This is a genomic window from Fenollaria sporofastidiosus, assembly GCF_943169635.2.
Taxonomy (GTDB): domain Bacteria; phylum Bacillota; class Clostridia; order Tissierellales; family Peptoniphilaceae; genus Fenollaria; species Fenollaria sporofastidiosus.
Window position 1 is genome coordinate 435563 of record NZ_OW968186.1, and the last position, 22876, is coordinate 458438.

The 22876-nt window shown below is 42.2% G+C and carries 22 protein-coding genes; 5 read left to right on the forward strand and 17 right to left on the reverse strand.

The genetic code is table 11. From position 1 onward, the window contains the following. Complete coding sequence (locus KO172_RS02100) at positions 1-258, forward strand: AbrB/MazE/SpoVT family DNA-binding domain-containing protein (protein WP_215491920.1); 258 nt, start codon at positions 1-3, stop codon at positions 256-258. Positions 259-284: 26 nt separating this feature from the next. Here KO172_RS02100 and KO172_RS02105 read toward each other — a convergent pair whose 3' ends face one another. Genes KO172_RS02105 through KO172_RS02120 form a run of 4 tightly spaced genes read right to left on the reverse strand, consistent with a single transcriptional unit; the run spans position 285 to position 2879 of the window. After that, positions 285-713: a hypothetical protein gene (locus tag KO172_RS02105; protein WP_215491921.1), complete on the reverse strand. Its 429-nt coding sequence runs from the start codon at positions 711-713 to the stop codon at positions 285-287. A 10-nt stretch (positions 714-723) separates the two neighbouring features. Further along, positions 724-1416, reverse strand: a complete 693-nt coding sequence (locus KO172_RS02110) for a Crp/Fnr family transcriptional regulator (protein WP_215491922.1) — start codon at positions 1414-1416, stop codon at positions 724-726. A gap of 1 nt (position 1417) precedes the next feature. After that, the gene (locus tag KO172_RS02115; RefSeq protein WP_215491923.1) at positions 1418-1702 is read right to left on the reverse strand and encodes a cupin domain-containing protein; all 285 of its coding nucleotides are present in this window, start codon (positions 1700-1702) and stop codon (positions 1418-1420) included. A gap of 4 nt (positions 1703-1706) precedes the next feature. After that, positions 1707-2879, reverse strand: coding sequence for a phosphoglucose isomerase-related protein (locus tag KO172_RS02120; RefSeq protein ID WP_215491924.1), 1173 nt, complete (start codon positions 2877-2879; stop codon positions 1707-1709). A 99-nt stretch (positions 2880-2978) separates the two neighbouring features. On the opposite strand from KO172_RS02120, the gene KO172_RS02125 reads away from it, so the two are divergent. Beyond that, positions 2979-3149 carry a hypothetical protein gene (locus KO172_RS02125; RefSeq protein ID WP_215491925.1) on the forward strand — a complete coding sequence of 57 codons (171 nt, stop codon included), beginning with the start codon at positions 2979-2981 and terminating at the stop codon, positions 3147-3149. 83 nt (positions 3150-3232) lie between these two features. Here KO172_RS02125 and KO172_RS02130 read toward each other — a convergent pair whose 3' ends face one another. Both KO172_RS02130 and KO172_RS02135 read right to left on the reverse strand, forming a co-directional pair. After that, positions 3233-4402, reverse strand: coding sequence for a M20 metallopeptidase family protein (locus KO172_RS02130; protein WP_215491926.1), 1170 nt, complete (start codon positions 4400-4402; stop codon positions 3233-3235). A gap of 11 nt (positions 4403-4413) precedes the next feature. Continuing rightward, positions 4414-5355: a 2-keto-3-deoxygluconate permease gene (locus KO172_RS02135; protein ID WP_215491927.1), complete on the reverse strand. Its 942-nt coding sequence runs from the start codon at positions 5353-5355 to the stop codon at positions 4414-4416. Positions 5356-5663: 308 nt separating this feature from the next. Between KO172_RS02135 and KO172_RS02140 the strand changes: the two genes are divergently transcribed. Together KO172_RS02140 and KO172_RS02145 are read left to right on the forward strand one after the other, a co-directional pair. Further along, positions 5664-6017 carry a CidA/LrgA family protein gene (locus KO172_RS02140; RefSeq protein WP_215491928.1) on the forward strand — a complete coding sequence of 118 codons (354 nt, stop codon included), beginning with the start codon at positions 5664-5666 and terminating at the stop codon, positions 6015-6017. Beyond that, positions 6017-6682, forward strand: coding sequence for an LrgB family protein (locus tag KO172_RS02145; protein WP_215491929.1), 666 nt, complete (start codon positions 6017-6019; stop codon positions 6680-6682). Before KO172_RS02140 ends, KO172_RS02145 begins: the two co-directional genes overlap by 1 nt. Positions 6683-7321: 639 nt before the next feature. On the opposite strand, the gene KO172_RS02150 is transcribed toward KO172_RS02145, so the two are convergent. Both KO172_RS02150 and pdxR read right to left on the reverse strand, forming a co-directional pair. Then, positions 7322-8179 (reverse strand): DegV family protein, encoded by an 858-nt coding sequence (locus KO172_RS02150; RefSeq protein WP_215491930.1) that lies wholly within the window; start codon positions 8177-8179, stop codon positions 7322-7324. A gap of 39 nt (positions 8180-8218) precedes the next feature. After that, positions 8219-9595: a MocR-like pyridoxine biosynthesis transcription factor PdxR gene (gene pdxR / locus KO172_RS02155; protein WP_215491931.1), complete on the reverse strand. Its 1377-nt coding sequence runs from the start codon at positions 9593-9595 to the stop codon at positions 8219-8221. Between the two features lie 95 nt (positions 9596-9690). Here pdxR and pdxS point away from each other — a divergent pair, with 95 nt between their 5' ends. Next, entirely contained in the window at positions 9691-10548 is an 858-nt protein-coding gene (gene pdxS / locus KO172_RS02160) for a pyridoxal 5'-phosphate synthase lyase subunit PdxS (RefSeq protein WP_215491932.1), read from the forward strand. Between the two features lie 652 nt (positions 10549-11200). On the opposite strand, the gene rlmH is transcribed toward pdxS, so the two are convergent. The 9 genes from rlmH to KO172_RS02205 form a co-directional block, all read right to left on the reverse strand. Then, a complete protein-coding gene (gene rlmH, locus KO172_RS02165) occupies positions 11201-11683 on the reverse strand; it encodes a 23S rRNA (pseudouridine(1915)-N(3))-methyltransferase RlmH (RefSeq protein WP_374047638.1) in 483 nt (160 codons plus the stop codon). Then, positions 11684-12478 (reverse strand): MBL fold metallo-hydrolase, encoded by a 795-nt coding sequence (locus tag KO172_RS02170; protein ID WP_215491933.1) that lies wholly within the window; start codon positions 12476-12478, stop codon positions 11684-11686. 13 nt (positions 12479-12491) lie between these two features. Further along, positions 12492-13319, reverse strand: coding sequence for a two-component system regulatory protein YycI (gene yycI, locus KO172_RS02175; protein ID WP_215491934.1), 828 nt, complete (start codon positions 13317-13319; stop codon positions 12492-12494). Next, the gene (locus tag KO172_RS02180) at positions 13300-14673 is read right to left on the reverse strand and encodes a hypothetical protein (protein WP_215491935.1); all 1374 of its coding nucleotides are present in this window, start codon (positions 14671-14673) and stop codon (positions 13300-13302) included. Before KO172_RS02180 ends, yycI begins: the two co-directional genes overlap by 20 nt. Positions 14674-14684: 11 nt before the next feature. Beyond that, positions 14685-15185, reverse strand: a complete 501-nt coding sequence (locus KO172_RS02185) for a hypothetical protein (protein WP_215491936.1) — start codon at positions 15183-15185, stop codon at positions 14685-14687. Positions 15186-15259: 74 nt separating this feature from the next. Continuing rightward, positions 15260-17059: a HAMP domain-containing sensor histidine kinase gene (locus tag KO172_RS02190; protein ID WP_215491937.1), complete on the reverse strand. Its 1800-nt coding sequence runs from the start codon at positions 17057-17059 to the stop codon at positions 15260-15262. Next, positions 17049-17735: a response regulator gene (locus KO172_RS02195; RefSeq protein WP_479680626.1), complete on the reverse strand. Its 687-nt coding sequence runs from the start codon at positions 17733-17735 to the stop codon at positions 17049-17051. The genes KO172_RS02190 and KO172_RS02195 overlap by 11 nt, the downstream gene beginning before the upstream one ends. A 15-nt stretch (positions 17736-17750) precedes the next feature. Beyond that, positions 17751-19910 (reverse strand): ATP-dependent zinc metalloprotease FtsH, encoded by a 2160-nt coding sequence (ftsH, locus tag KO172_RS02200; protein ID WP_215491938.1) that lies wholly within the window; start codon positions 19908-19910, stop codon positions 17751-17753. 163 nt (positions 19911-20073) lie between these two features. After that, a complete protein-coding gene (locus tag KO172_RS02205; protein WP_215491939.1) occupies positions 20074-22839 on the reverse strand; it encodes a phosphodiester glycosidase family protein in 2766 nt (921 codons plus the stop codon). Positions 22840-22876: the final 37 nt, after the last annotated feature.

Consider the following 22876-nt stretch of genomic DNA (forward strand, 5'->3'; position numbering starts at 1 on the left):
ATGTTAGTTGAATTAAAAGCTAAGTCGCAAGTGACTATACCTAAGGAAATAGTGAGCTTGATGAATTTGAATCAAGGAGATAAGTTTGAAATTGTTGAGGAAGATGGTAGGATAGTTTTGATCCCACTAGAAGTCTACCCAAAGAATGTGATAGATGAACTAAAGGCCTCAGTTGAAGATATAAAGACATCGATAGACAAAGGCGAAAGGCCAGTCTTTGATTCGATAGATGCCTTGTTCGAAGAGCTTGAGAAGTAATGTATTAAAAAATGCTAGAGACATCTCTAGCATTCTTTTATTTCATCAAGCTCCTTATCAAGCTTCATTATTAAATTTTCTATACTTGTTCTAAAGCTCCTCACCTCGTCAAGCTTCTCTCTAATCTCTTTTGCAACTCTCACATCGGTAAAGATATTATCAAAGTATATGTCTGCAATATTATCTCCCAAAGTGTCGCTTATCTCTTCAGGTAGCCTCATGCCAATGTCGCCGAGCTCCTTATTAAGACTCTTTAGGTATATCGCGGCTTCCTTTATACTAAGGTTCGCTTCTTGTATATGCTTTCTCTTAATTACACTGAAGAAGGCTCCACCAAACATGTCCACCATGCTCATCTTTGACGCACCATCAAGAGACTTCACCGCCTCGTCAAGCCTTAGCAAGACCTCTACAGCAGCGGCCTTTGCTTCTTTAATTTCCATTAACTTATCCATAGCACACCTCTTATATGGTTTTATCTGATAATTTTTTAATATCTTCTATAATAATCTTGTTTCTTTCGACTGTTATGATGCCTTCGTCTTGGAACTGACTAAGCTTTCTGGATATGGTCTCGCGCGTAAGACCTGTGAAGGAACCCATCTCCTCGCGGTTGATCTTAAGGTCGACTGCGACCTTGCCGTCTGTGATTGAGCCTGAGATCTTGATAAGATTGATGAGAGCCTTGGCAAGCTTCATGTCCGCGTTTATCACTGAGAGCCTGTCGATAAGCTCCTCAGACTTTCTGATTCTAAAGTAGGCTTCCTCCAAAACTTTTAGGACGAAGTCTTTGTTCTTTAGCATGATGTTTTCGAAGTCATACTTACTTATGACAATGATCTTCGCATTTGTTGTTGCAGATGCGTTGTAAACATACTTGTCTTGATAGAGTATGTTAAAGCCGCCAACGAAGTCGTGTTTCTTGTAGATGTAGAGGATCTGCTCTCTGCCATCTGAAAGGTACATCGATATCTTCATAAAGCCTTCGTAGACTATAAACATCCTGTCTGCGCTGTCGCCTGATGAGAATATGGCGTCGCCGCGCTTGAATGTTTCGAGCTTAAGACCACGTCTGATCTCGCGAAGCTCCTCATCCGTAAAAGATGCAAAAAGCGGTATCTTCTTTAAATCAATGCTATCTGGTAATCTTTCTTCCATCTTATTCTTTGTTTACAAGCACAACAAGGCTTTCAGAGTCTTCCAAAGCCAGTGCGCTGATGGTATTGACCCCATCAAAGTTTAATACTTCCCCCGCCACAACTTTGTGCTTTTCGCTCTCAGCTATAGTAATCTCGAAGGCGCCCTTCATAACTGCAAAGACTATCTCCTTACCAGGATGATTGTGCTTATCGATTACTTCGCCCTTCTTCAATACCTTATGAACGAAATTAACACCGTTTATGCTCTTTAATAAGCCTTCCTCTTTTAAAATTTTTGCTAACATAGTATCACTCTCCTAATATAGTTCTGATTTTTTCTTTGTAAACTTCGACCCCCGGTTGACCATAAGGCTCCACATCATCCATGCAGGCGTTGTATACGCAAGAAGCCATGTAGAATATCGCAAGCTCTGATAAAGTTTCTTCGTCTATAGTACTAAGCCTAATTACAGAGCTTGGCACGCCTCCCATGTGATGCGCCTTAACAGTTGCCTTGAAGGCGATCTCGTTAATCCTCTCTAAGTTCTGTAGCCCTTCGTTAGATTCCCTGCAAGCCTTTGCAAATATATGCGTCTCTATGATGTTTCTTCTGCCCTCTTGCAAGAGCTGTCCCATAGAGTGCAGGTCCTGAGTATACTTAAGGTTCGAAACTATGAGTCCCTTCTCATCCTTAGCAAGCGACTCACACAGTAGCTGCTTTATCCACTCAGTAAATGAAGCAAGTCTTTCCTCGTAGATGCTTATAAACTCAAGTGCATAAGCTTTAGCTGCCTTATGTCTATAGTAGGCGTAGTCAAGTGCAAGATTAGCTTCACTTCTTTCGTAGTAAGCACATTTCGCCTTGCGTATGGATTTTATGGCTGAGTCTATGTCAAGACCTGCCACCGCCATTGGCAAAAGACCAACTGCAGTAAAGACACTGTAGCGTCCGCCAATATCCTCAGGTATATCAAAGAATTGTGTCTTGTTTTCAACTGCGAACTTATGTAATTCACTCGATTCAGAGCTAGTGACAACTACGCTATGCATAAGGTCAAAGCCCTTCTTCTTCATATCATCAAGTAAAATTTCGAAGACAAGCTTGGTCTCCATAGTCGTGCCAGACTTACTAATCACGTTTACTGCGTAGCGCTTTCCTTCAAGCTCATCAAAGAGCTTATTAATGCATGCGCTGTCAAGGTTGTTACCTACAAAGTATACAGGAAACTCACTTGATAAAGCGTCGATAAAGGCCTTAGCACCTATGAAGGAGCCGCCTATACCGGCAATGACTAAGGCATCGAAGTTCTCTTTGAGCCTTTCTGCGCATTCTTTAATTTTATGTATAAAGTCATCACTTAGGTAGTCAAGAGCTATCCAATCAGACGCATACTTAGTATGAAATTTTTCAAAAGCCGCCTTTTTTATATCATCCGCACTCGCATCGAAAACGATTGGCTCATTATATATATCAAGCTGCATAAACTCACCTCGCTTATAAGTACCTATATTATAACACGAAAGAGCATAAATTGCCACAAATTAATATCCCTTTGTGATATAATGTTAGTGGTGATGTATATGGAGCTAGATAATGTATTAGAAGATTTAAAAGACTTAGAGCTTGCTAAGAGAAGACTCGCCTTGATGAGAAAGAATAAAGAGAGACTCATTAGCATGGAAGAGTTTGAAAAAGAATTCAATATTGACTTTGATAAGATTGAAGCACTTGATGATGAAGAGCTTGAGTAGCTTTGTCAAGTACTTATAAGTTATCACGCATAAAATAGCTGGGCACATATTCGTGTCCAGCTATATTTATATCAATATTCTATTTACTTGTCAAACTTATTAAGATAGTTTACAGCGCATATAGCAAAGATTGCTGTTCCATACTTAAGTGCGTCTTCGTTGAAGATTACCTTTGGATTGTGGTGAGCAGCATCGCAGCCCTTTGTCTTCATGTTAAGCATTAAGTATGTTGTCTTAACTTTTTCTGCAACGCAAGCCATGTCTTCTGATGCCATGATCTTGCTGTCCTTAATCGCCTTAAGGTCCATGTTCTCCTTGATTGTATCTGCGAAGAACTCTGTAAGAGATGGGTCGGAGTATAGACTTGGCACGCCGCTGAAGTAGTCTACGTCGATCTTAGTTTGTGTAAGAACTTCTACAGCCTTAACTGCGTCTGCCATCCTAGCTTTAGTGTACTCTCTGACTTCTGGCTGATAAGTTCTTAGTGTTCCTTGCATTACGCACTCGTTCGGTATGATGTTTGAGTTGCTGCCTGCTGTGAATTGACCAAATGTTAGTGTTGCAACCTTGTTTGGATCTTTCTCTCTTGCGATAAGCTCCATAAAGTGTGTATATAAAAGCACTCCTGCGTATATAGGGTCGTGCGCTGTATGTGGATAAGCGCCGTGTGAGCCCTTGCCTACTATGGTAATCTTGAAGTTGTCGCATGATGTAGTCATGTATCCAAGATTGTAGCCGAAGGAGCCCGGTTCTTCGTCAAGTGAAGTGTGCATAGCAAGTGCAGCATCAACCTTTGGGTTCTCAAGTATGCCATGCTCGATCATAAAGCGTGAGCCCTTGAAGATCTCCTCAGCAGATTGGAACATAAGCTTAACCTTGCCCTTGAATTGATCCTTGTTGTCATTTAGTATCTTTGCAGCGCTCATAAGCATGGCTGCGTGAGTGTCGTGGCCGCAAGTGTGTGCACAGCCGTTAGTAGCCTTAAATGGCAAGTCGTTGTCTTCGCTCATTGGCAAAGCGTCCATGTCTGCTCTTAGTAGTAAACACTTTCCATCTTTACCCGAGTCGATGATTGCGGATATACCACTGTTACCATATCTAACTGGCTCAAGGCCTATCTCTTTAAGCTTTCCTTCAATGTAGTCGCAAGTCTTCTCTACTTCAAGACCTATCTCAGGGATTTGATGTAGATCCCTTCTCATCTTGATGGTTTCGTCTTGCATTTTTTCAGCTAATTCATAAAATTTATTCATAATCCCTCTCCTTATTGATTAATTTGTAAACCCTTTTTCTTTGCAAGCATCTTTACAAGCATAGGTGTGATTACAGAAGTAAGTACAACGCCTAAGGCTATCTGCGATGCGGCTGTACCTGCAATCGATGCAAGGTAGTCAGAGTTTTGCGAAAGTATTAGTGGCACAGATACAGTAAGACCTGCCATAGATGACATACCTAGCGCGCTTACGCCATTACCTTTAAGAACCTTAACTTCAAATAAATAGATAGGTAGAGCTATAAGCACGTAGAAGATCACTACTAAAACTAGGCCTTGTAAACCTGATTTGAATGACTCGATAAGGTTGATACCTGTACCGAAGCTCCATCCCATAAATGGAGTAAGCATAGTTGTCGAACCTTTGAATATACTTGCGAAGTCCTTGTCAAAGTTAGCAATCAAGATACCTAAGATTAAAGGTATTAGTGTAGAAATTATCGGCGAAAAGTCGATAGCTTGCGATTGCGCAACAGAGTATATTATGATAGGAAATACAGGTAAGCATAGAAGTCCAAGTAGACCAAAGGCGCTCTCATCAGTCTTTGTTGCATAGTCCTTAGTCAAAGCTATATATAGCGATGGGTTTAGAGATGCCAAAACGCATACAAAGCTTAGTAAGCTGATACCCCATACACCTGTTTCACCGAAAAATTTGAAAAATAAAAGTGAAAATGCCATACATAAAATGATTTTAACTAAAAGCATTAGTCCTTGCTTCTTCAAAACCTTGGCAAGTGATTTGAAGTCAAGAGATGTTGCCGAGCAAAATGTTATAAGTGCTACAATGTAGTTGATACCCTTCTTAGTAAATAAGGCTTCAGTAAGTCCTCCAATGTAAAAAAGATTAGGGCAAAATGTTGCAAACACAGCACTAATCAGCATTGGAATCAGAAGCAAGCCTCCTGGAATTTTCTTCATAAATTTGTACATAATTCATCCTCCCCTATGCTAATATTTTACCCCGAAACAACTTTTTGCAAACAAAAAAAACGTCCGGCCAATGAACGTTTTTTGGGTGGTGTAAATTATGTGTCTAAAAAATTATTCTTACAATTTATATATAATATAGTCCATAATACTAGATATGTCAATCGTTTTTAGGAAATTACTCGCCTATATAAGAACTTACAATATAAGGCCCTCTTAGTATAGATAAAATTTATATGTATGATTGAAAAATATACTTTGCACAGCGCGCAATAGATGATATACTAGTAAAAGTATAAGGAGTGATACGTTTGAACACAATTTTCGGAATTATAATTGTATTAATAGTCACATGCGTGAGCGAATTTTTGTCAAAGCACATACCCATAACGATGCCTGCAAGCATATACGGCATCATCATACTGTTTTTGCTCTTAGAGCTAAGAATCGTGAAGAAGGAGAAGGTCGAAGGCGTGTGCAAGGCGCTGATTAAGATTATGCCTCTAACATTCATCCCGAGCGCCGTCTCACTAATCGACAGCTTCCTAGACCTTAAGGCGATGCTAGTGCCAGTCATCGCAGCCATAGTTGTCTCGACAGTCTTCGTTATGGCAACGACAGGCAAGTTCTGCGAGAGCCTACTAAAGCTAAGGAGGGATAAGTAATGAAAGCCATAATTATGCTAATCTTAACAGTAGCACCCTACTTTTTCTTTGTATACATAAAAAAGAAACTTAAGTGGTCCTTCGTCAATCCCTTGCTCTTTGCAATCGCAGTCGACATGGCCATCTTGTTGAGCTTTAATATAGACACCAAAACTTATCAGTCAGGCGCAAAGTATGTGAGCGTGCTACTAACACCAGCAACCATAGCCCTAGCCTTTCCATTATACGAAGAGCTTAAGACCATAGAAAAGGACATAGTACCCATAGCCCTAAGCATAGTCTTCGGAGTCTTCTCGTCCCTACTGACAGTCTTTGTAATCTACAAGATCTTCCTACTTGAGAAGGTGCACTTCATAACACTTATGCCAAAGTCCATCACCACAGCGATAGGTATAGACGTCTCGAGGTCCATGGGCGGCATAGTCTCGATAACAGTCTTTACGATTATATTCACAGGCATATTCGGCGCCATGGTCAGTGATGCAGTCTTTAAACTTATGAAGATAAAGTCAGACATAGCAAAGGGAGTCGCACTCGGAAGCGCATCCCACGCGATAGGCACAGCCAAGGCAAATAATATGAATGAGCTGTGTGGAGCGGCAAGTTCGATGAGTTTGGTGATTAGTGGCATATTAAGTGTAATAATCCTTCCTTTCTTTGTATAATTTTTTGTTCAAGCGCGCCCTTGAATTCGTTCCATCTATAATATCTTAATAGTGAGAAAATTGTTATTCACGAGCGCAGCATTCGGAGAAAACTGTTTTAATTTCTTGGCGCAACGAGCCGGCCGTGGGCTCATCTAGCTGAGCGAAGCGAACGGATATGAGACCACAGGTGAGTAAGCTTAGAAATTATCAGTTTTCGTAGACCAGCAAGCGAAGGAAAGCCGTAAGTTTAATCAAATCGACGTTCACTTCGTTCCGTCTCTTTGTAAACTCTGGCATAAGGCATGCATAGCCAATCGAACATCGCTAACACTCGTTCTCTTGGTGCATGGACTTAACGCTTTTTGATGTGCAATGCTCGAGTACGTTTAGTACACTGCGCTTGCCTCGTCGATCCACATCGCCCAATCATCACGCTTGCTCATCATAGCGCAAAGGTTCTCGAATGCTTTAGCATGCGAGGTTCTTCAAAATTTGTTTCATCAGGTTCATTGGCAAGGGTAAAATTGCATCGCCTTATCCATCCGCTTTCTCTGCAAAATCAATCATACTGAGTTAATTTATTGCGCCAAAAAATTAAAATGTACAAAAAGGGACAGATTCGCTCTGTCCCTTCTAATATCTTATACAAGTATTTAGCTAGTTAAATTTTTTCACTGCGCATATATGAACTGTGCCTGGACCTGTATGAGCGCCTATGCATACCGCAAATGGATTTAGTTCTATAAGCTTATCGGGATACTTTTCTACAAGCGCATCCCTTACCTTAGTCGCAAGCTCAATGCAATCTGCGTGGCAAACCATGATCCTGTCATCATAAAGCTCGTGTCCGACCTCTTCCTCAAATATGTCTACTGTTTTTTCTATAGCTCTCTTAGTGCCTCTACCCTTGTCTTTTGTATAAATTACGCCGTCCGCATGCACATCAAGAATTACCTTCATATTGATTAAATTGCCGATAGTCGCCTTAAGCTTCGAGACTCTGCCGCCTCTTTGCAAGTACTCAAGCGAATCGACGAAGAAAACATATCTCGTGTTCTTCACAAAATTATCCGCATAAATCTTAAGCTCATCAAAGCTCATGCCCCCCTTCGCAAGCTTCGCAAGATTTATAGCCATCATACCTTGGCCCATGGATGCGCCGCGCGAGTCAACTAGTAAAAGCCTGTCATCACCTATGCCCAAAGAGTTCTTCGCAAGAACTGCGTTGTTAAAAGTTGACGACATACCAGTAGAAAGCGATACGTATATCGCCTTATCATATTTATTTAAAACTTCCTCAAATTTCACTTCGTATTCGTGCGGAGCGATTGCTCCAGTCTTGTAAACAGCGCCATTTCTCATATCATCGTAGATCTCTTTGCCGCTGATGTCGACGCCATCTAGGTAAGTTTTGTCATCTTTCATAATGGCGATTGGCATAATGTCTATAGAAAAGTCCTTAGCTAAGTCTTTACCTATATCTGAAGCCGAATCTGTTATAATCTTAATACTCATGATTTCCTCCTCATATATACTTATTATATAATAAATTTACTATTTTTTAAAGTCCAGAATTATTTTTTTCACTATGCTCATGGCAGAGCGGATCTCGTCCTCAGCCATAGCCCCGTAACCAAGTAGTAGTGCGTCCTTCGCAATAGGCTCTTCACTTAGGTAATAGTCTTTAAGTTTTGACGCTTTTACGCTTTTCTTTTTAAGCGCCTTGACAATGGCCTCATAATCGTCAATACCATCGACATAAACTTTTAGATGCATGCCGGCCATGGAGTCGATGGCGTGAACACCCGGGATGTCCTCGAGCTCATCAAGTAACACGAGGCGCTTCTTATTGTAAATGCCCTTCATTCTGTTGAGCTGCCTTTCAAAGTGACCGCCCTTCATAAAGTCTTTGACAAGTATCTGAACTATGTTTGACACGGTCGAGTTAATCTGCGGCTTGACCTCGTAGTACCTCTTAAGTAGCTCGTTCGGCAGAACCATGTAGCTCAGTCTTAATAAGGGGCTAATGGATTTTGAAAAATTCGCAATGTAGATGACTTTATCCATCTCGTCGAGGCTCTTTAAGGGTGAGAGTGCTCTCGATGAGTACCTAAACTCGCTGTCGTAGTCATCTTCTATGATGTAGCGGCCGCTTGCACCATAAGCCCAGTTCAAAAACTCGAAACGCCTCTTAATCGGCATGACGGTCGCCGTTGGAAATTGATTTGACGGGGTAAGTAGCGCAGCTGTAAGGTTTGCACGCTTAAAGCGCTCGAAGTTCATCCCGCTATGATCCAGGCTGATGGGCTCGTAGTCAATATTATTGAGCTTCAAAAGCGTTTTGAGCTCCTTGTAGCCTGGGTTTTCAAGGCCAAGGCGAAGCTTTTTATCCAAAATGATGAAGACTATAGTCAAAAGCTGCTCAAGACCCGAACTGATGATGATATTATCCTCGCTAGTCTTGATGCCGCGCGCCTTGAAGAGGTAATTCTTGATCTCGTGGCGCAGGCCATAAAGGCCTTGATAGTCCCTCTCATAAAATTCCTCGTCGTAAATTACCTCTTGCGTGAAAATCTTTTTAAATTTGTCTATTGGGTAACTTTCTTTATCCCCTTCGCTGATGGCAAAGGAGTATTTGTAGCTCTCCTTCTCTGGTCTAGCCGCGTTTATGGGCTCCGCCTTAAAATTATACAAGGAGCCGATCTCGCTAACGAAGTAGCCGCGCTTCTCGACGCTCTCTATGTAGCCTTCGCAGCTAAGGGCGTCGTATGCCGCTCTAACAGTATTCGTAGCGACAGACATCTCCTTAGCAAGAGTCCTCTTAGATGGCAGCCTCTCGCCTTTTTTGAAGCGTCCTTCAAGTATTGCATCCTTAAAATATTCATATATCTCTTCATAAATAGGCCTATCGCCTTTCAAATCTATTTGCATAGCTCCTCCTATCTGGTACCATCAAAATAATCATAATTGGTACTTTTAATTATACCATAATCCAAGTATAATAGCTATAAAAGAGGAGGAATATTATGAATAAAAAATTTTTAGACTTTACAAATACACTTAAGGGCGGCGTCATCATGGACGTTACTAATCCTGAGGAAGCGAAGATTGCCGAAAGTGCTGGAGCATGCGCTGTCATGGCGCTTGAGAGGGTACCTGCGGACATCAGACGCGAAGGCGGCGTTGCTAGAATGAGCGATCCACAAATGATTCTTGAGATAAAAAAAGCTGTTAAAATCCCTGTTATGGCGAAGTGCAGAATCGGTCACTTTGTTGAAGCAGGGGTTTTGGAAGCCTTAGGCATTGACTACGTCGATGAATCAGAAGTTTTGTCAAAGGCTGATAACGACAATCACATAGACAAATACCAATTCGACGTGCCATTTGTTTGCGGTGCAAGAGATCTTGGCGAAGCACTTAGAAGGATCGAAGAAGGTGCATCGATGATTAGAAGCAAGGGTGAAGCAGGTACAGGCGACGTTGTACAAGCTGTAAGCCACTTAAGACAAATACTTGGCGGTATCTCTCTACTTGTTTCAAAAAGAGAAGACGAGCTCTATACTTTTGCAAAAGAATATAGAGTTAGCTACGATATAGTAAAATACGTTCACGACAACAAAAGACTACCTGTACTAAACTTCTCAGCTGGCGGTGTCGCAACACCTCAAGACGCAGCACTAATGAGAAGACTTGGTGCTGAAGGTGTCTTCGTTGGAAGCGGTATATTTAAGAGCGAAGACCCAGAAAGAAGAGCTAAGGCAATAGTTAAGGCAGTGAAAAATTATGAAGATAACAAGATTATAGCTGAGGTGGCGACTGGACTGGGTAAGGCTATGTTTGGGATAAACGAGGATGAACTTCAAATAAAAATGGCTGATAGATAGGGATTTTTTGTTCAATTGGCGCCTGAAACTCGTTCGTTTGTCAGCAATGCTCGACTTATTTCGCATTAAGTTGAGCCCTTTTGCTAGTTTCGAATTTTTTGTCACTGCGACGTATTAATCATACGACTCGCTCCAAAAAATTCTGTACAACGCAAAATCATCTCAACTTCTCCGCGAACTAAGTGGTTGAGCGACTTGGTACAATCATCTTCGTCTCATCCAGCCTAGCGTAAAGGTTCCTGTCCGTCTATGGACGGGGTTCTTCATTGCTCCAAAAAATCTTGTATAGTGACGGTTCATTGACAAGGGTAAGAAGTTTGATCAGAATTATTTTATTTACCTTAGCTAAATAATAAGAAAATTGATTTTCGCGAGCGCAGCATTCGGAATAAATTGGATTAATTTCTTAATGAAGATGTCTGCCCGCGAATTCATCTAGCTGAGCGCAGCGAACGAATATGAATTCGCAAGACATCGAGTTTAGAAATTAACAATTTATGTAGACCAGCAAGCGAAAGAAAATAATTTTCGATGTGCAATGACTTACTTTGTTCAGTTTATTGCGCAAATAATACTTTTTAAAAATTATATATTTAGTCAAAAACAAAGGACAGAGAAAAATAAAATCTCTATCCTTTCTTAATTTATAAACTTATTTGTGATATGCCTCACCATTTATAATTTTGAAGCAGCGGAAAATTTGCTCCATCAAAACCACTCTCATCAGCTTATGATTCATGGTCATTCTGCCGAAGCTTAGCTTTAAATCTGCTTTATCTGAGACTTTCTTATTAAAGCCGTTTGAGCCTCCTATAATCAAGGTGATTTTGGAGTAGCCACTGACTGCTACCTCTTTAACTTTTTCTGCGAATTCTTCGCTTGTTAGCAGCTTTCCCGCTATCTCGAGTGTGATGATGTAGCTTGTCTCATCCACTCTTGCAAGTATCTCTTCTGACTCTTCATCTATAATCTTTTCTAGCTCGGCGTCTGAGAGTTTATCGGGTTTGTCTCTGTCTTTGAGCTCTATAATATTGAGTGTTGTGAAGCGTGAGAGTCTCTTCTTATACTCGTCTATGGCCTCGTTTAAATATTTTTCCTTGATCCTACCTAGGACTATCATATCGATTTTCAGCATTTAATCCACCTCGTATAGCAGTGTTCTTTTTAATCTATGTGTGACTCTTAGTCTAAAGTCTTCTGCTTTTCTGCCCGAGCTAAGTAGCTCTCTATAGACTGTGACGTAGGCTAGCTTTTCTGTGTTGTTCTCGTGTGAGAGATGCGCTAGGAAGACTAGCTCGTTTTTGTCTTTGAGTGAATCTTTAATCAGATCTGCTGCCTGCATGTTGGAGAGGTGTCCTTCGTTTGAACGCACTCTATTCTTTAGGTAGTAGCTGTATGGACCTCTCTCGAGCATCTCTGTGTCGTGATTGCTTTCGATGTAGTAGATGTCTGAGTCTTTTATGGCGTCTTTTATCTCATCATCGACAAGGCCTGTGTCTGTAAGTATGCTGACTTTTTTACTGCCTGTGTATATGGCGAGGCCAACTGGGTCGTAGGCGTCGTGATATATCTTAAATGGCTTTATGCCTATGTCTTTAATTTCGAAGTCTCCATCAAAAACATGAACCATGCTCTCTTTAACTGAGCCTATGCGCGGTAGTGATGCGAGGTAGGTCTTCTCGTTTGCGTATATCTTTAGGCCGTACTTTCTCGATAGTATGCCTGCGCCTTGCACGTGGTCTCTGTGCTCGTGTGTTAGTACGACTCCATCTATGTCCTTGATGTCGACACCAATCTCTTTTAGTGCATTCTCTGTTGTAACTCCGTTGAGTCCTGCATCGACTAGTAGCTTGGTATCTTTGTACTCGATGTAGCTTACGTTGCCGCAGCTGCCGGAGCTCAATGAGCAAAATTTTACTGTATCTTTCATATCTGTCCCTTCGTTAAAGTATCATCTTGTAGCCGTCTTTGAAGGTTATCCTCCAGTGCGGTACTGCTCTAAGCCTTGTGATCTTAAGCTCGCTTGCTTGGTCTAGTGTCACTTGGTCGATAAAGTAGCACATGTCTACTCTGTCTATGCTCTTGCCTTTGACTTCGGGCTTATCGATGATGGAAAGTATCTTGTCTTTCACCGCGTCAAGTGTAAAGTCTTCGTCCTCTGTGTTGATGTACTCTAGGCACATCGCGTCGACTCTTCTGACTCCTCTTTTGTCTATGGTGAAGTTGATAAAGGAGTTCTCTAGGTACTTACCCTCATACTTTATTGCAAAGTGCACTTGGTAGCTGTCCTCGTCCTTGTAGGCGCCATCAAAGGTAGTGCCGCGCACAAGTAGCTCCTTCTCTTTCATAAAGTCGTTTGCAAGTTTTACTGCCTTCTCTAGGTTCATATCCGGATACTTCTCTATCTCGGATGCGTCCATGTAGCTAAAAAGTGTTCCTTGCGATAGCGAGACGCTTTTCTCGTCCTTTATGAGTAGTTTAAGATCGTATCTGTCGTCAAGCTCTGCCTCGCCATTAAAAAAGTTCTTGTTTATCTTATCAAGGTCGAAGTCGTAGTACTTAAGTATGTAGCCTTTGTACTCGCCGCCTTCCTTGAGTTCTTTCTCGTCCACTTTGATGCCTTGTCCCTCTAGTATCTCTACCACATCTGCTTTGTCCATGGATAGATCCTTCGTGCTCTCCTTTGTCTTTTTCACATACATAGTAAGAAGCACCAAGTCTATGAGCATAAAGCATATTAGGAGTATGGATTTAGCTTTGTTCCAGTTCATAATCTCTCTCCTTTATCAGCTCAAATGTCTTCGCATCGAAGATGTAGTACGCCTTATTTGTGTCTATCCTAATCATAGGTACTAGTACGCTCTCTTCTCTTCTTACCAGGTAGACTATGCTTATCTTGTTTATGGCCTTGAGTGGGTTCTCATCAGGCGCAAGATGGAAAACGCTTGCCTTCTTTTCTATAAGATCAAGTATGTTCTTTGTATAGAAGGCCTCGGCGGAGTACTTGTTGAAGCTTGCCTTATTAACTGTAGCAAAGCGCACTTCGTCCATGAAGACATCTACTGATGCGTAGTAATCGGAGTCCTTCTCGTAGCAGACCTTCATACCATCTAGGTAGTAGTCGAAGCTGATTCTGTAGCCAAGTTTGTCCTCGCTTGTAATCTCTTCTATCTTGGATAGCTTAAGTGCGTGCTCTTCCATGATGTCGTTTTGCAAGAAGGCTATCGCGGTCTCTATCGACTTAAGAAGGTTTCTCTCCTTGTGCATCTTCTTAAGCGGGTCGAAGTACTCTATGGAGCCGTCGTACTTAAGCTTGACTACCTCTGAGCCGTAGCTGTATATCTTGGAGAAATCCTTCTCCTCAATCTCCTTTAGATACTTAAACTCCTTGTCAAAAAATCTTTGCGCAAAGCTCCTAGCATTGTCACGCTCGAGTATATCGAAGTCGTGTGCCTCTGTGTACTCGTCGAAGATGTAGCTTGCGAACTCATCTTGATACGGAATGTATAAGGGGCTCTTCTCGCCAAGTAGGGTCGATGCGTTGTAGTAGTAGGCAAGGTTTGGCTTAAGTTCAAGATTTGATACTATGGAGTTTGCAAGTGAAAGAGACGTGTTAAGACCTGTAAGCTTGTATATGGATGTGTCGGTCTTGAATATGGCTGTGCCGCTGTATAAAAGCACTGCGACCTCTTTTATGTTTTTATCGTTATCTATAAAGTTGTTCTTTTCAATGATGTTGAAGGTTCTGGCAATAAGCCTTAGCGGGAAATTATCGATAAAGGTGAAGACAACACATCTTGAGCTAGTGATCAAGCTTTCGTACTCATTTTGGCTGATAAGTGAGACCTTGTAGTCGTTCTTCGTAAAGACATCAGAAAAAAGCCCTTTGAAACTATGGAAGAGTCCTTGCTCCCCAGGGTTGTCTAAAACGGTTTTTTTGTCTTTTGCAAAGCTGACTATAGCAGTCTCAGCACTGATGTAGTCCTTTAGCTCTACCTTCTCTTTCTCCTTTGCCTCAATGGAGTCTTTCCTCTCACTTGAAAAGTCGAGCCATAGCTTCGAACTTAAGAATATGGCAAAAATAATCAAGAAAAAAAGAAGGGCTGTCTTGATTCTTTCTCTCAATCTAGCTCCTCCTATCTCAAATTTTTTATTAGATCGATGGTCTTCATAAAAGTTATACTCTCACTTAGCTTATCCGCGTCAGTTAAGTATATGTAGAAAACCTTTTGCATCTTGTCCTTGTCACTTACTACGATCTTGTTAAGACCCTTCATAAGAGTAAGCTTCTTGGAGAATATGCCTAGTGATCCAACACTTATACTTGTTTTTGATAGCTCTTCATATCCATCGTCTTTGATCTTTTCTTCCTCGAAGTGCTTAGTAAAGTCGTCAAGCTTAGGATACTTGTCCTTGTAGCTTTCGAATTCCTTGTAGCTTAAGTCCTTTAGCGAGTGCTTAATCTCGACCTCTGTGTTTCTCGGTGCACTGCCGTTGATAAGTAATACTTCGTCAATAGTCGAATATATATCATGATCGGGCGCTTTTACCCTAAATACATATGCATCTTTTGCAAAAGAAATTGATCCACTTGTGAATATGAAAAGGCATAAAATAAAGATTAAGACTCTTTTCATACCTTCCCTCCTTATCTATATCAATTATAACATAGAAAGGTTGGAAGTAATATTACAGTTGTATTAAATAAATGTTACACTTTTGTTTCTTTGTATTCGCTGATTAAAAATGTGAATGTCGAGCCGATACCAAACTTCGATGTGAAGACTATGTCTGCCTTGTATGCGTTCGCCATCTCCTTAGCGATGGATAGACCAAGACCTGTTCCACCCATCTTCCTCGAGCGTCCCTTCTCAACTCTGTAGAAGCGTTCGAAGATTCTCTTTTGATCCTTCTCAGGTATACCTATGCCGTTATCAATGACATCAAGGTGTGCCTTGCCAAGTACTGAATATAGTTTTACTTCTATAGTGCCACCTTCGTTGGTATACTTGATCGCGTTTGATATAAGGTTAGTGATGATCTGTTCAAGCGCGTCTAGATCGATTAAAGCCATGATAGGCTCAGAGGCGATTGTGTAGATAAGCTTTTGCTTCTTCTCGTCAGCTAGTATCTTAAGCTTATCTATGGCGTCCTTCACCTTCTCATTCATGCACACAGCCTTTACGTCCTCGCCCTTCTTGTAGTCGATATTCGATAGCAAGAGTAGGTCAAGAACTAATCTGTTCATCCTGTCTGCTTCCTTCTCGATAACGCCTAAGAACTTACTTTGCAACTCCTCAGGCACTCCGCCTTCAAGCAGCGTCTCTGAGTAGGACCTTATCGCCGTGATAGGTGTCTTTAGTTCGTGCGAAACATTGGCAACGAACTCCTTACGCATATTGTCAAGTCTGTGCTCCTTAGTTATATCTTGGAACATAATGATGATGCCGCCAAGACTATAGTCCTCGTTTTCGAATGGAGCGTAGGTCATCTTGTAGACACCGCCCTTAAGCTCTATCTCTTCCTCGCCTTCAAGAGTGTATGGATTGTCGAAGTTGATCGACGATAGACCCACCTTGTCGAGGTTGAAGTACCTTTGCGCGTCCCTCTTGATATCTATGTCAATAAGTTTTTGTGCAACAGAGTTCGCATGTATAAGCTCGCCTTGACTGTTTAGCGCGATGATGGCCTCAGTCATGTTTGTAAATATGGTTTCGAGCTTCTTTTGCTCCAAGTCCTTCTCGCTAATGGTCTTGTTCAGTTCTCCAGTTAGAGTGTTAAACATGGACGCAAGCTTACCTATCTCGTCATTGCTCCTTACCTCAACCCTTTGTGTAAAGTCGCCCTCTGCAAGTCTCTTTGCCTTCTGAGTTAAGCTACTGATAGGCGAAACTATGGACGCGGCAAGTAGATATGCGATAAGTATAGTCACAAAGATGGCTGCGATACTGATTACAGTAAGTAGCTGCCTTGCCTTCTTTACTGTCGCCTCGACCATCTTGGTAGAGCTGATTACGTAGACAACGCCCTTGACCTGACCTCTGTCTGTTACAACGGGGTAGCTTAGGTGGACGTCTAGGTCTATGCCATCGCCTATGGTGTTCTCTGCAAGGTTACCCTTTAGTGCCTCAAGTAGCATTGCTTGGTTTATCGAGTCCACGTCGTAGGCGTTCTTTCCGACTATGAACCTCGTCTTCTCATCATTACCTGCAATTACAGCAGGGTAGCTGTCGTTACTTATAACGTAGACTAGCTCATCGGCATTGAATCTGTTCTCATTAATAACGGTTTGTATGTGCTCTATGGTGTCCTCGTCGGACCAGTTCTCCTTCGTGAAGTATCTCGAGGTTGATGTCATCGTCTCAACCTGCTTTTTGATGTCGTCCTTTAGGCCCTTCATCAGTTCGTTCTCAAGTCCTGTAACTATGAACGCAGCAACGCTCACTAGCACGAAGAGTACTAGTGATGCGTAAATGATGACAAACCTGAACTTTATCGAATTAAACTTCATTTGAGATGTAGTAACCCATAGTTCTTCTTGTCTTGATGTACTTGTAGTCGTCGTCTACCTTTTCGTCGATCTTCTCACGCACACGTCTGATAGTTACGTCGACAGTTCTTACATCGCCAACATAGTCGTAGCCCCAAACATCTTTAAGCAGCTGTGCTCTCGAGAATACTTCGTTTGGATGCTGCATTAAATACTTTAAGACTTCGAACTCGCGTAGAGTTAATTCAACTGGCTTATCGTACTTGTATGCTTGTAATATGGTAAGGTCGAGCCTGATGTCACCAAGCTCAATGGATGTCACAGCAGGCTTTGACTTTGGTACGCGTCTAAGGTTCGCCTCGACTCTCGCTATAAGCTCACGAATGCCAAATGGCTTTGTGATGTAGTCGTCCGCACCTAGCTCAAGACCCCTTACCTTGTCAGACTCCTCTTCCTTCGCAGTCAGCATAAGGATCGGGAACTTGTACTTTTGCCTTAAGAGTTCAAGCGTCTTAAAACCGTCCATCTCAGGCATCATCACGTCTAAAAGCATAAGGTCGGGTTCCTTCTCACTAACAGAAAGCAGCGCTTCCTTGCCGTCGTGAACCGACTTTACTTCAAAACCTTCCTTTTGTAAATTAAACTCGATAATGTCAGTTATCGTTGTTTCGTCGTCAACTATTAGTATATAGCTCATAATCTACCTCACTATCTACTCCTTATATTCTTCATTAGTATCGTCAATATTTTCTGTCTTGCTAGCCTCGTCATCTTTTGTTTTTTCTTCTGTGTTAATAGGCTCGTCACTATTAGTATCTTCTTCTGTGTTAATAGGCTCATCGCTATTAGTATTTTCTTCTGTGCTAATAGGCTCCTCGCTATCAGAATTTTCTTCAGCTTCTTTAGCATCACTCTCGTTAAAGATCTTCATAAACTCTTCTCCACTGATGGTTTCCTTCTCGATAAGGAATTTTGAAATGCTATCAAGCTTAGTTCTGTTCTCACGAAGTATCTCCTTCGCCTTTTCGTAAGCGTCCGCAATGAGTTTTTTAACTATGCTATCAACCTTAGCAAAAGTCTCCTCACTCGCAGTAAGCTCGCCCCTTCCTCCAAGGTAGCGGCTGCCCTCGCTCATAAGGCTCATCATAGGGAAATCGTCGCTCATACCGTAGCGCATAACCATGTTCCTTGCGATGTTTGTGATCTGCTCTATGTCGTTACTTGCACCTGTAGTGATCTCGCCAAAGACTATCTCTTCAGCGGCTCTACCACCTGATGCTGTAACCATCATATTGAATAGCTCTTCCTTGTCCATAAGGAACTTCTCTTCTGTATCGGATTGCAGTGTGTAGCCAAGTGCGCCTGAAGTCCTCGGTATGATTGTGATCTTCTCAACTGGGGCGCTCTTCTTTTGCACCGCAGCAACTATCGCGTGACCAACTTCGTGGTAGCTGATCATCTCGCGCTCCTTCTTCGATATAATCATAGTCTTTCTTTGGTAGCCGACTATGACTACTTCTACAGACTCTTGGAGGTCTTCTTGTATTACATAATCTCTTTTGTTTCTAACCGCTCTAAGTGCCGCCTCGTTCACAATATTAGCAAGGTCGGCTCCTGATGCGCCAGCAGTAAGTAGACCTATCTTCTTAAAATCTACATCGTCGGCCATCTTAATGTTCTTAGAGTGCACCTTCAAAACGGCGATTCTGCCGTTAAGGTCCGGTAGCTCTACTGGTATACGCCTGTCAAATCGGCCTGGACGAAGTAGTGCAGGATCTAGTACTTCTGGTCTGTTTGTCGCTGCTAAGATTACTATACCCTTCTTAGAGTCGAAGCCGTCCATCTCAGTAAGTAGTTGGTTAAGTGCTTGCTCTCTCTCGTCATTTGAAGAGAAACTTGCTTCACGCGACTTACCTATGGCGTCGATCTCGTCTATGAATATGATGCAAGGCGCCTTCTCTTGTGCTTCCTTGAATAAGTCTCTGACCCTCTTGGCTGCAAGTCCTACGAACATCTCTACGAAGGACGAACCTGATATAGAGATGAAAGGCACATCAGCCTCGCCCGCAACTGCTTGTGCAAGTAGCGTCTTACCTGTTCCTGGAGGTCCTACAAGTAGCGCGCCTTTAGGAAGGTTCGCGCCTATCTTGGCGTACCTTTCAGGGTAGTGCAGGAAGTCGACTATCTCAAGGAGCATCTCCTTCGCTTCCTCTTGACCTGCGACATCTTCGAAGGTCTTCTTTTGCTTGCCTTTAACATATACCTTGGCACCCGATTTGCCGAAGCCGAACTTATCTAGTCCGCCTCCCATATCCTTGAAAAGTATCTTGGATAATATCAGAGCCATGATGATGAAGGTTACTATAGGTAATAAGAAGCCAAGTATGCTCATAAATATCGATGGCTTCTCGATGATTTCACTACCGAAGTGGACTCCCTTCGCCTCAAGCTTCTCAGTAAGACCTGCATAGTCCCACTCGCCAGTGATGAATACCCTTACAGGCTCCTCTTGCGGCCTAAGTGCATTTTCAAGCTTGTCCTTATTAGTCTCGTTTGTTTTATCCTTAGCTTTGTTTTTAGTTTCAAGTTTTTCAAACTTATACTTGCCGCTCTTCTCATCGTGCACGGCGATGTAATCCGGCTTAAGCTGAAAGACGATGTTGCCTCCCATCTTTTGCACCTTGTCAACAACGCCTACGTCAATCGCTTTAAGGAAGGCATCGTATGTAACCTTCTTAACAGGTGGTTTCGCCACCATGTCCCTTATAAAGAATGTGTTGATTAAGTATGCGATGATGAGTATGGCTATATAGTAAAAGATCAAGGACTTCTTCGGTCCCTTACCCTTGTTATTCTTTCTATTGTTATTCAATGTATTCACTCCTTTATAAGTATATACCCAATAAAGATATATACTTAGCTAGTTTAATTTTAACACAAAAAAGCAATTTTTACAATGAAAGACGCACAAAAAAAGAACTGCTCTCACACAGTTCTTTTTTTTATATATTACTTTGTATATGCTCTAAGCCATATTAATAATTTGCAAGCATGTAGCTACTACTATCAGGGTTGAAAGTAAATTGCACGTAGCCTCTCTTCACAAGGTCTGCCTTCGACTTGATAGACTTGTTGAAGACCTTGATGTACCTTACGCCGTCAAGTATCTTAAGTGATGCTTCGTTAGAGCCAGATACAACGTAGACGTTCTTACCCATCTCGGAGAGCTCTTTGAACTTTTGGTGCAATAGCCTTGCTTCTTTCTTGTCAGTAAAGCCACCCTTGCCGAAGATTGGACTAGTCGTAGTCACTACAACGTTGTTTTGCGTGATATTGGCAAGGCTCTCTTTGATGTAGTTCCACTGTTTAGCGTCCGACAGCCTTAGCGATCTCTTCTTTGTATTAAGGTTCAAGATGAAGGCATTTGTCGTTGCGCTTGTCGAGAATGTGTCCGCGTTCTTAAGAAGGTTTTTGTTTATGGCCTTCTTGAAAGCAGCGTCATAGTTTGACAAAACTACCGCAGAGTCAACTCTGTTAAGCTTATTTATGATGGCAGCCTTCGCACCTTGGAAGTTTTTATCTTGAGCTGCGTCGTAGCCACTAACTACAAGGTACTCTCCACCTACAGTCTTAGGTATAAAGCCCTTTTGCTCATCTTCCAAGACAGAGGAGTTATCGATTGCGTTTTCAAATACGTGCTCATATAGTAGGTCGATCGAGTCGATAATGACTTTAGACTTGACCATGGCAGAGTTGTTGGAGCTGCCCACGTATATATTAAGAAGCGAGTATGGATATGCCTCGTTGTCAGGAATTTCTGCCTCAAGATATCTGTAGTCCTTGAAGTTAATTTTTTCAGTAAAGCTGATTTGCTCAATAAAGTCTTCGCTGTCCTTGATAGTCGCCTTAAGCATAGCACCCTTGGCGTCGCCCTTAACCCATATACCAAGTCTCTTTGGCTTACCTTCTAAAACAAGAGGCTTTGCAAAGCTCATGTAAGCGGCTCTCGAGTCGTCAAGCTTCGAGAAGTCGTATCTTAGTTCAACCGCGGCCTTTCCACTCTTTGCGTCCTTTGATAAGGCAAGGCTAGCCTTAACCTTGTCAGCTGGATAGCTTGATGCCCTAAGATTGTTAAGGTTTTCAAGGTCCACAAGCGGCTTTGAGTTAAAGCCTATAGTCACAGGGATGTTCTTGTAAGTAGTCCCCAAGCCCATGGTAATATAGCCGAAGCCAGTATTAGATGAGGCAGTGAAGACATTTTTATTCATCGCACCAATCTTGCCCCAGATGGAGAAAGTGATGCTAGATGGTGCAATCTTTGCGCTGCGTCCAAGTCTATCAAGACCTATAATCTCACCTATAGTATACTTGTCGCCAGGTTTTGCGTTTATGCTCTCGATCGAGCTTCTTAGCTCAACAGGCTCTGACAAAACTTCCATAGTCTTAGTGGCAGCTATGCCTTGGTAGCTAACAGTCACTTCAGCTAGTCCTTCAGCTGTGCCGATCACAGAGTTATTTGTGCAAGTAGCATTCGTAGCAGATGCCATAATGCCATTAGCATCGACCTTTACAGGATTGTTCCTTGCATCGTACGCTTTAATGCTATAGTTAACTGGTATGCCAGGAAAGGCCTTATCCGAGTCAAGCTCAAGCTCGATCCTTTGAACAGCGCCTGCGGTATCCTTAGAAAATACACCAACTCCCGATACAACAGATCTTGGAGTGCCGCCCGAAGGCTTGTTTATAATCTTAGCTCCATCCATCGCCTTAGTATTCTTGACCATGGTAGTCGAACCGCCGCCATCAAGGTTAAGCGCGTTGTAGCAGCCAAAACTCTTGAAAAGCTCGCCGAATTCCTTTTGGCTAAGACCCGCATAGCCGTTTCTACCATCAGCTGTGATGATGACTATCTTGGAGTAGTCTTGTGAAACACCTATACCAGTTCTAGGATGTCTTCCTTTATTAACAATATTAGTTGCAGTCGCTACACCATCTTGTAAGATGATAGAGCCGCCGCCCATAGCAAATTTTAGTCCCTTGTGGTCTATACTCGAAGAAACTTGCAATTCAAGAGGAGTGCCAAGAGTAAGACCAGCAAGTGGAGAGTCATTTTGGCTAAGAACGTAGCCGTCAGCTGGTATGTCAAATGGCTCACCGTTAGTCCTTACATCCGCAACAACACCATTCACAACAAGAACCTCAGTCATATTACTAGACTTAGCACCGAAACTCTTAGTGTTCCAATCCCTAGTTAGAAGGCTCATGTACTTGTAGCCTTGGAAAGCCTTATTCACACCAGTTATGTGATACTTCTCCCCGCTTAGAGGGTTTATAACATCAACAGATTGAGTGATAAAACCAACATGCGCATCTCCAGCACTTCCTTGGTAGAAGACAGGCAAGTTGTTCGCACCCTCTTGAGTGGTACTTATAAGCTTGCCGTCATTGACAATAAGACCCAAAGTCGACGGAAGCGGTTGATAGTTAAAGTAGTCACCATTGACCCCAGCAACAGCACCGTGCACCGAGACCATGTCCTTGACATTAGTTCTGTGGATAAGACCGTCAGTGTTGAAGATCGCCTTGATCTCATTCATCTGATTAGACGTATCGATGGTCAAGACATTGAAGTTTTGCCAGCCCTCAGATGTGAACCTTTCGATGTGCGACCTTTGTACACCACTAGCCAAGTACTCGTCCTTTCTCTCTTCGTTAATTATATACGCAAAAGAACTTTGACTTAAGATTGATAAAGCAAGCGTAGCACTAAGTGCGATACTTGCAAAGCGTTTTAATTTCATTGTATCCTTCCTTTCATATCGTACCTCTATTATATAC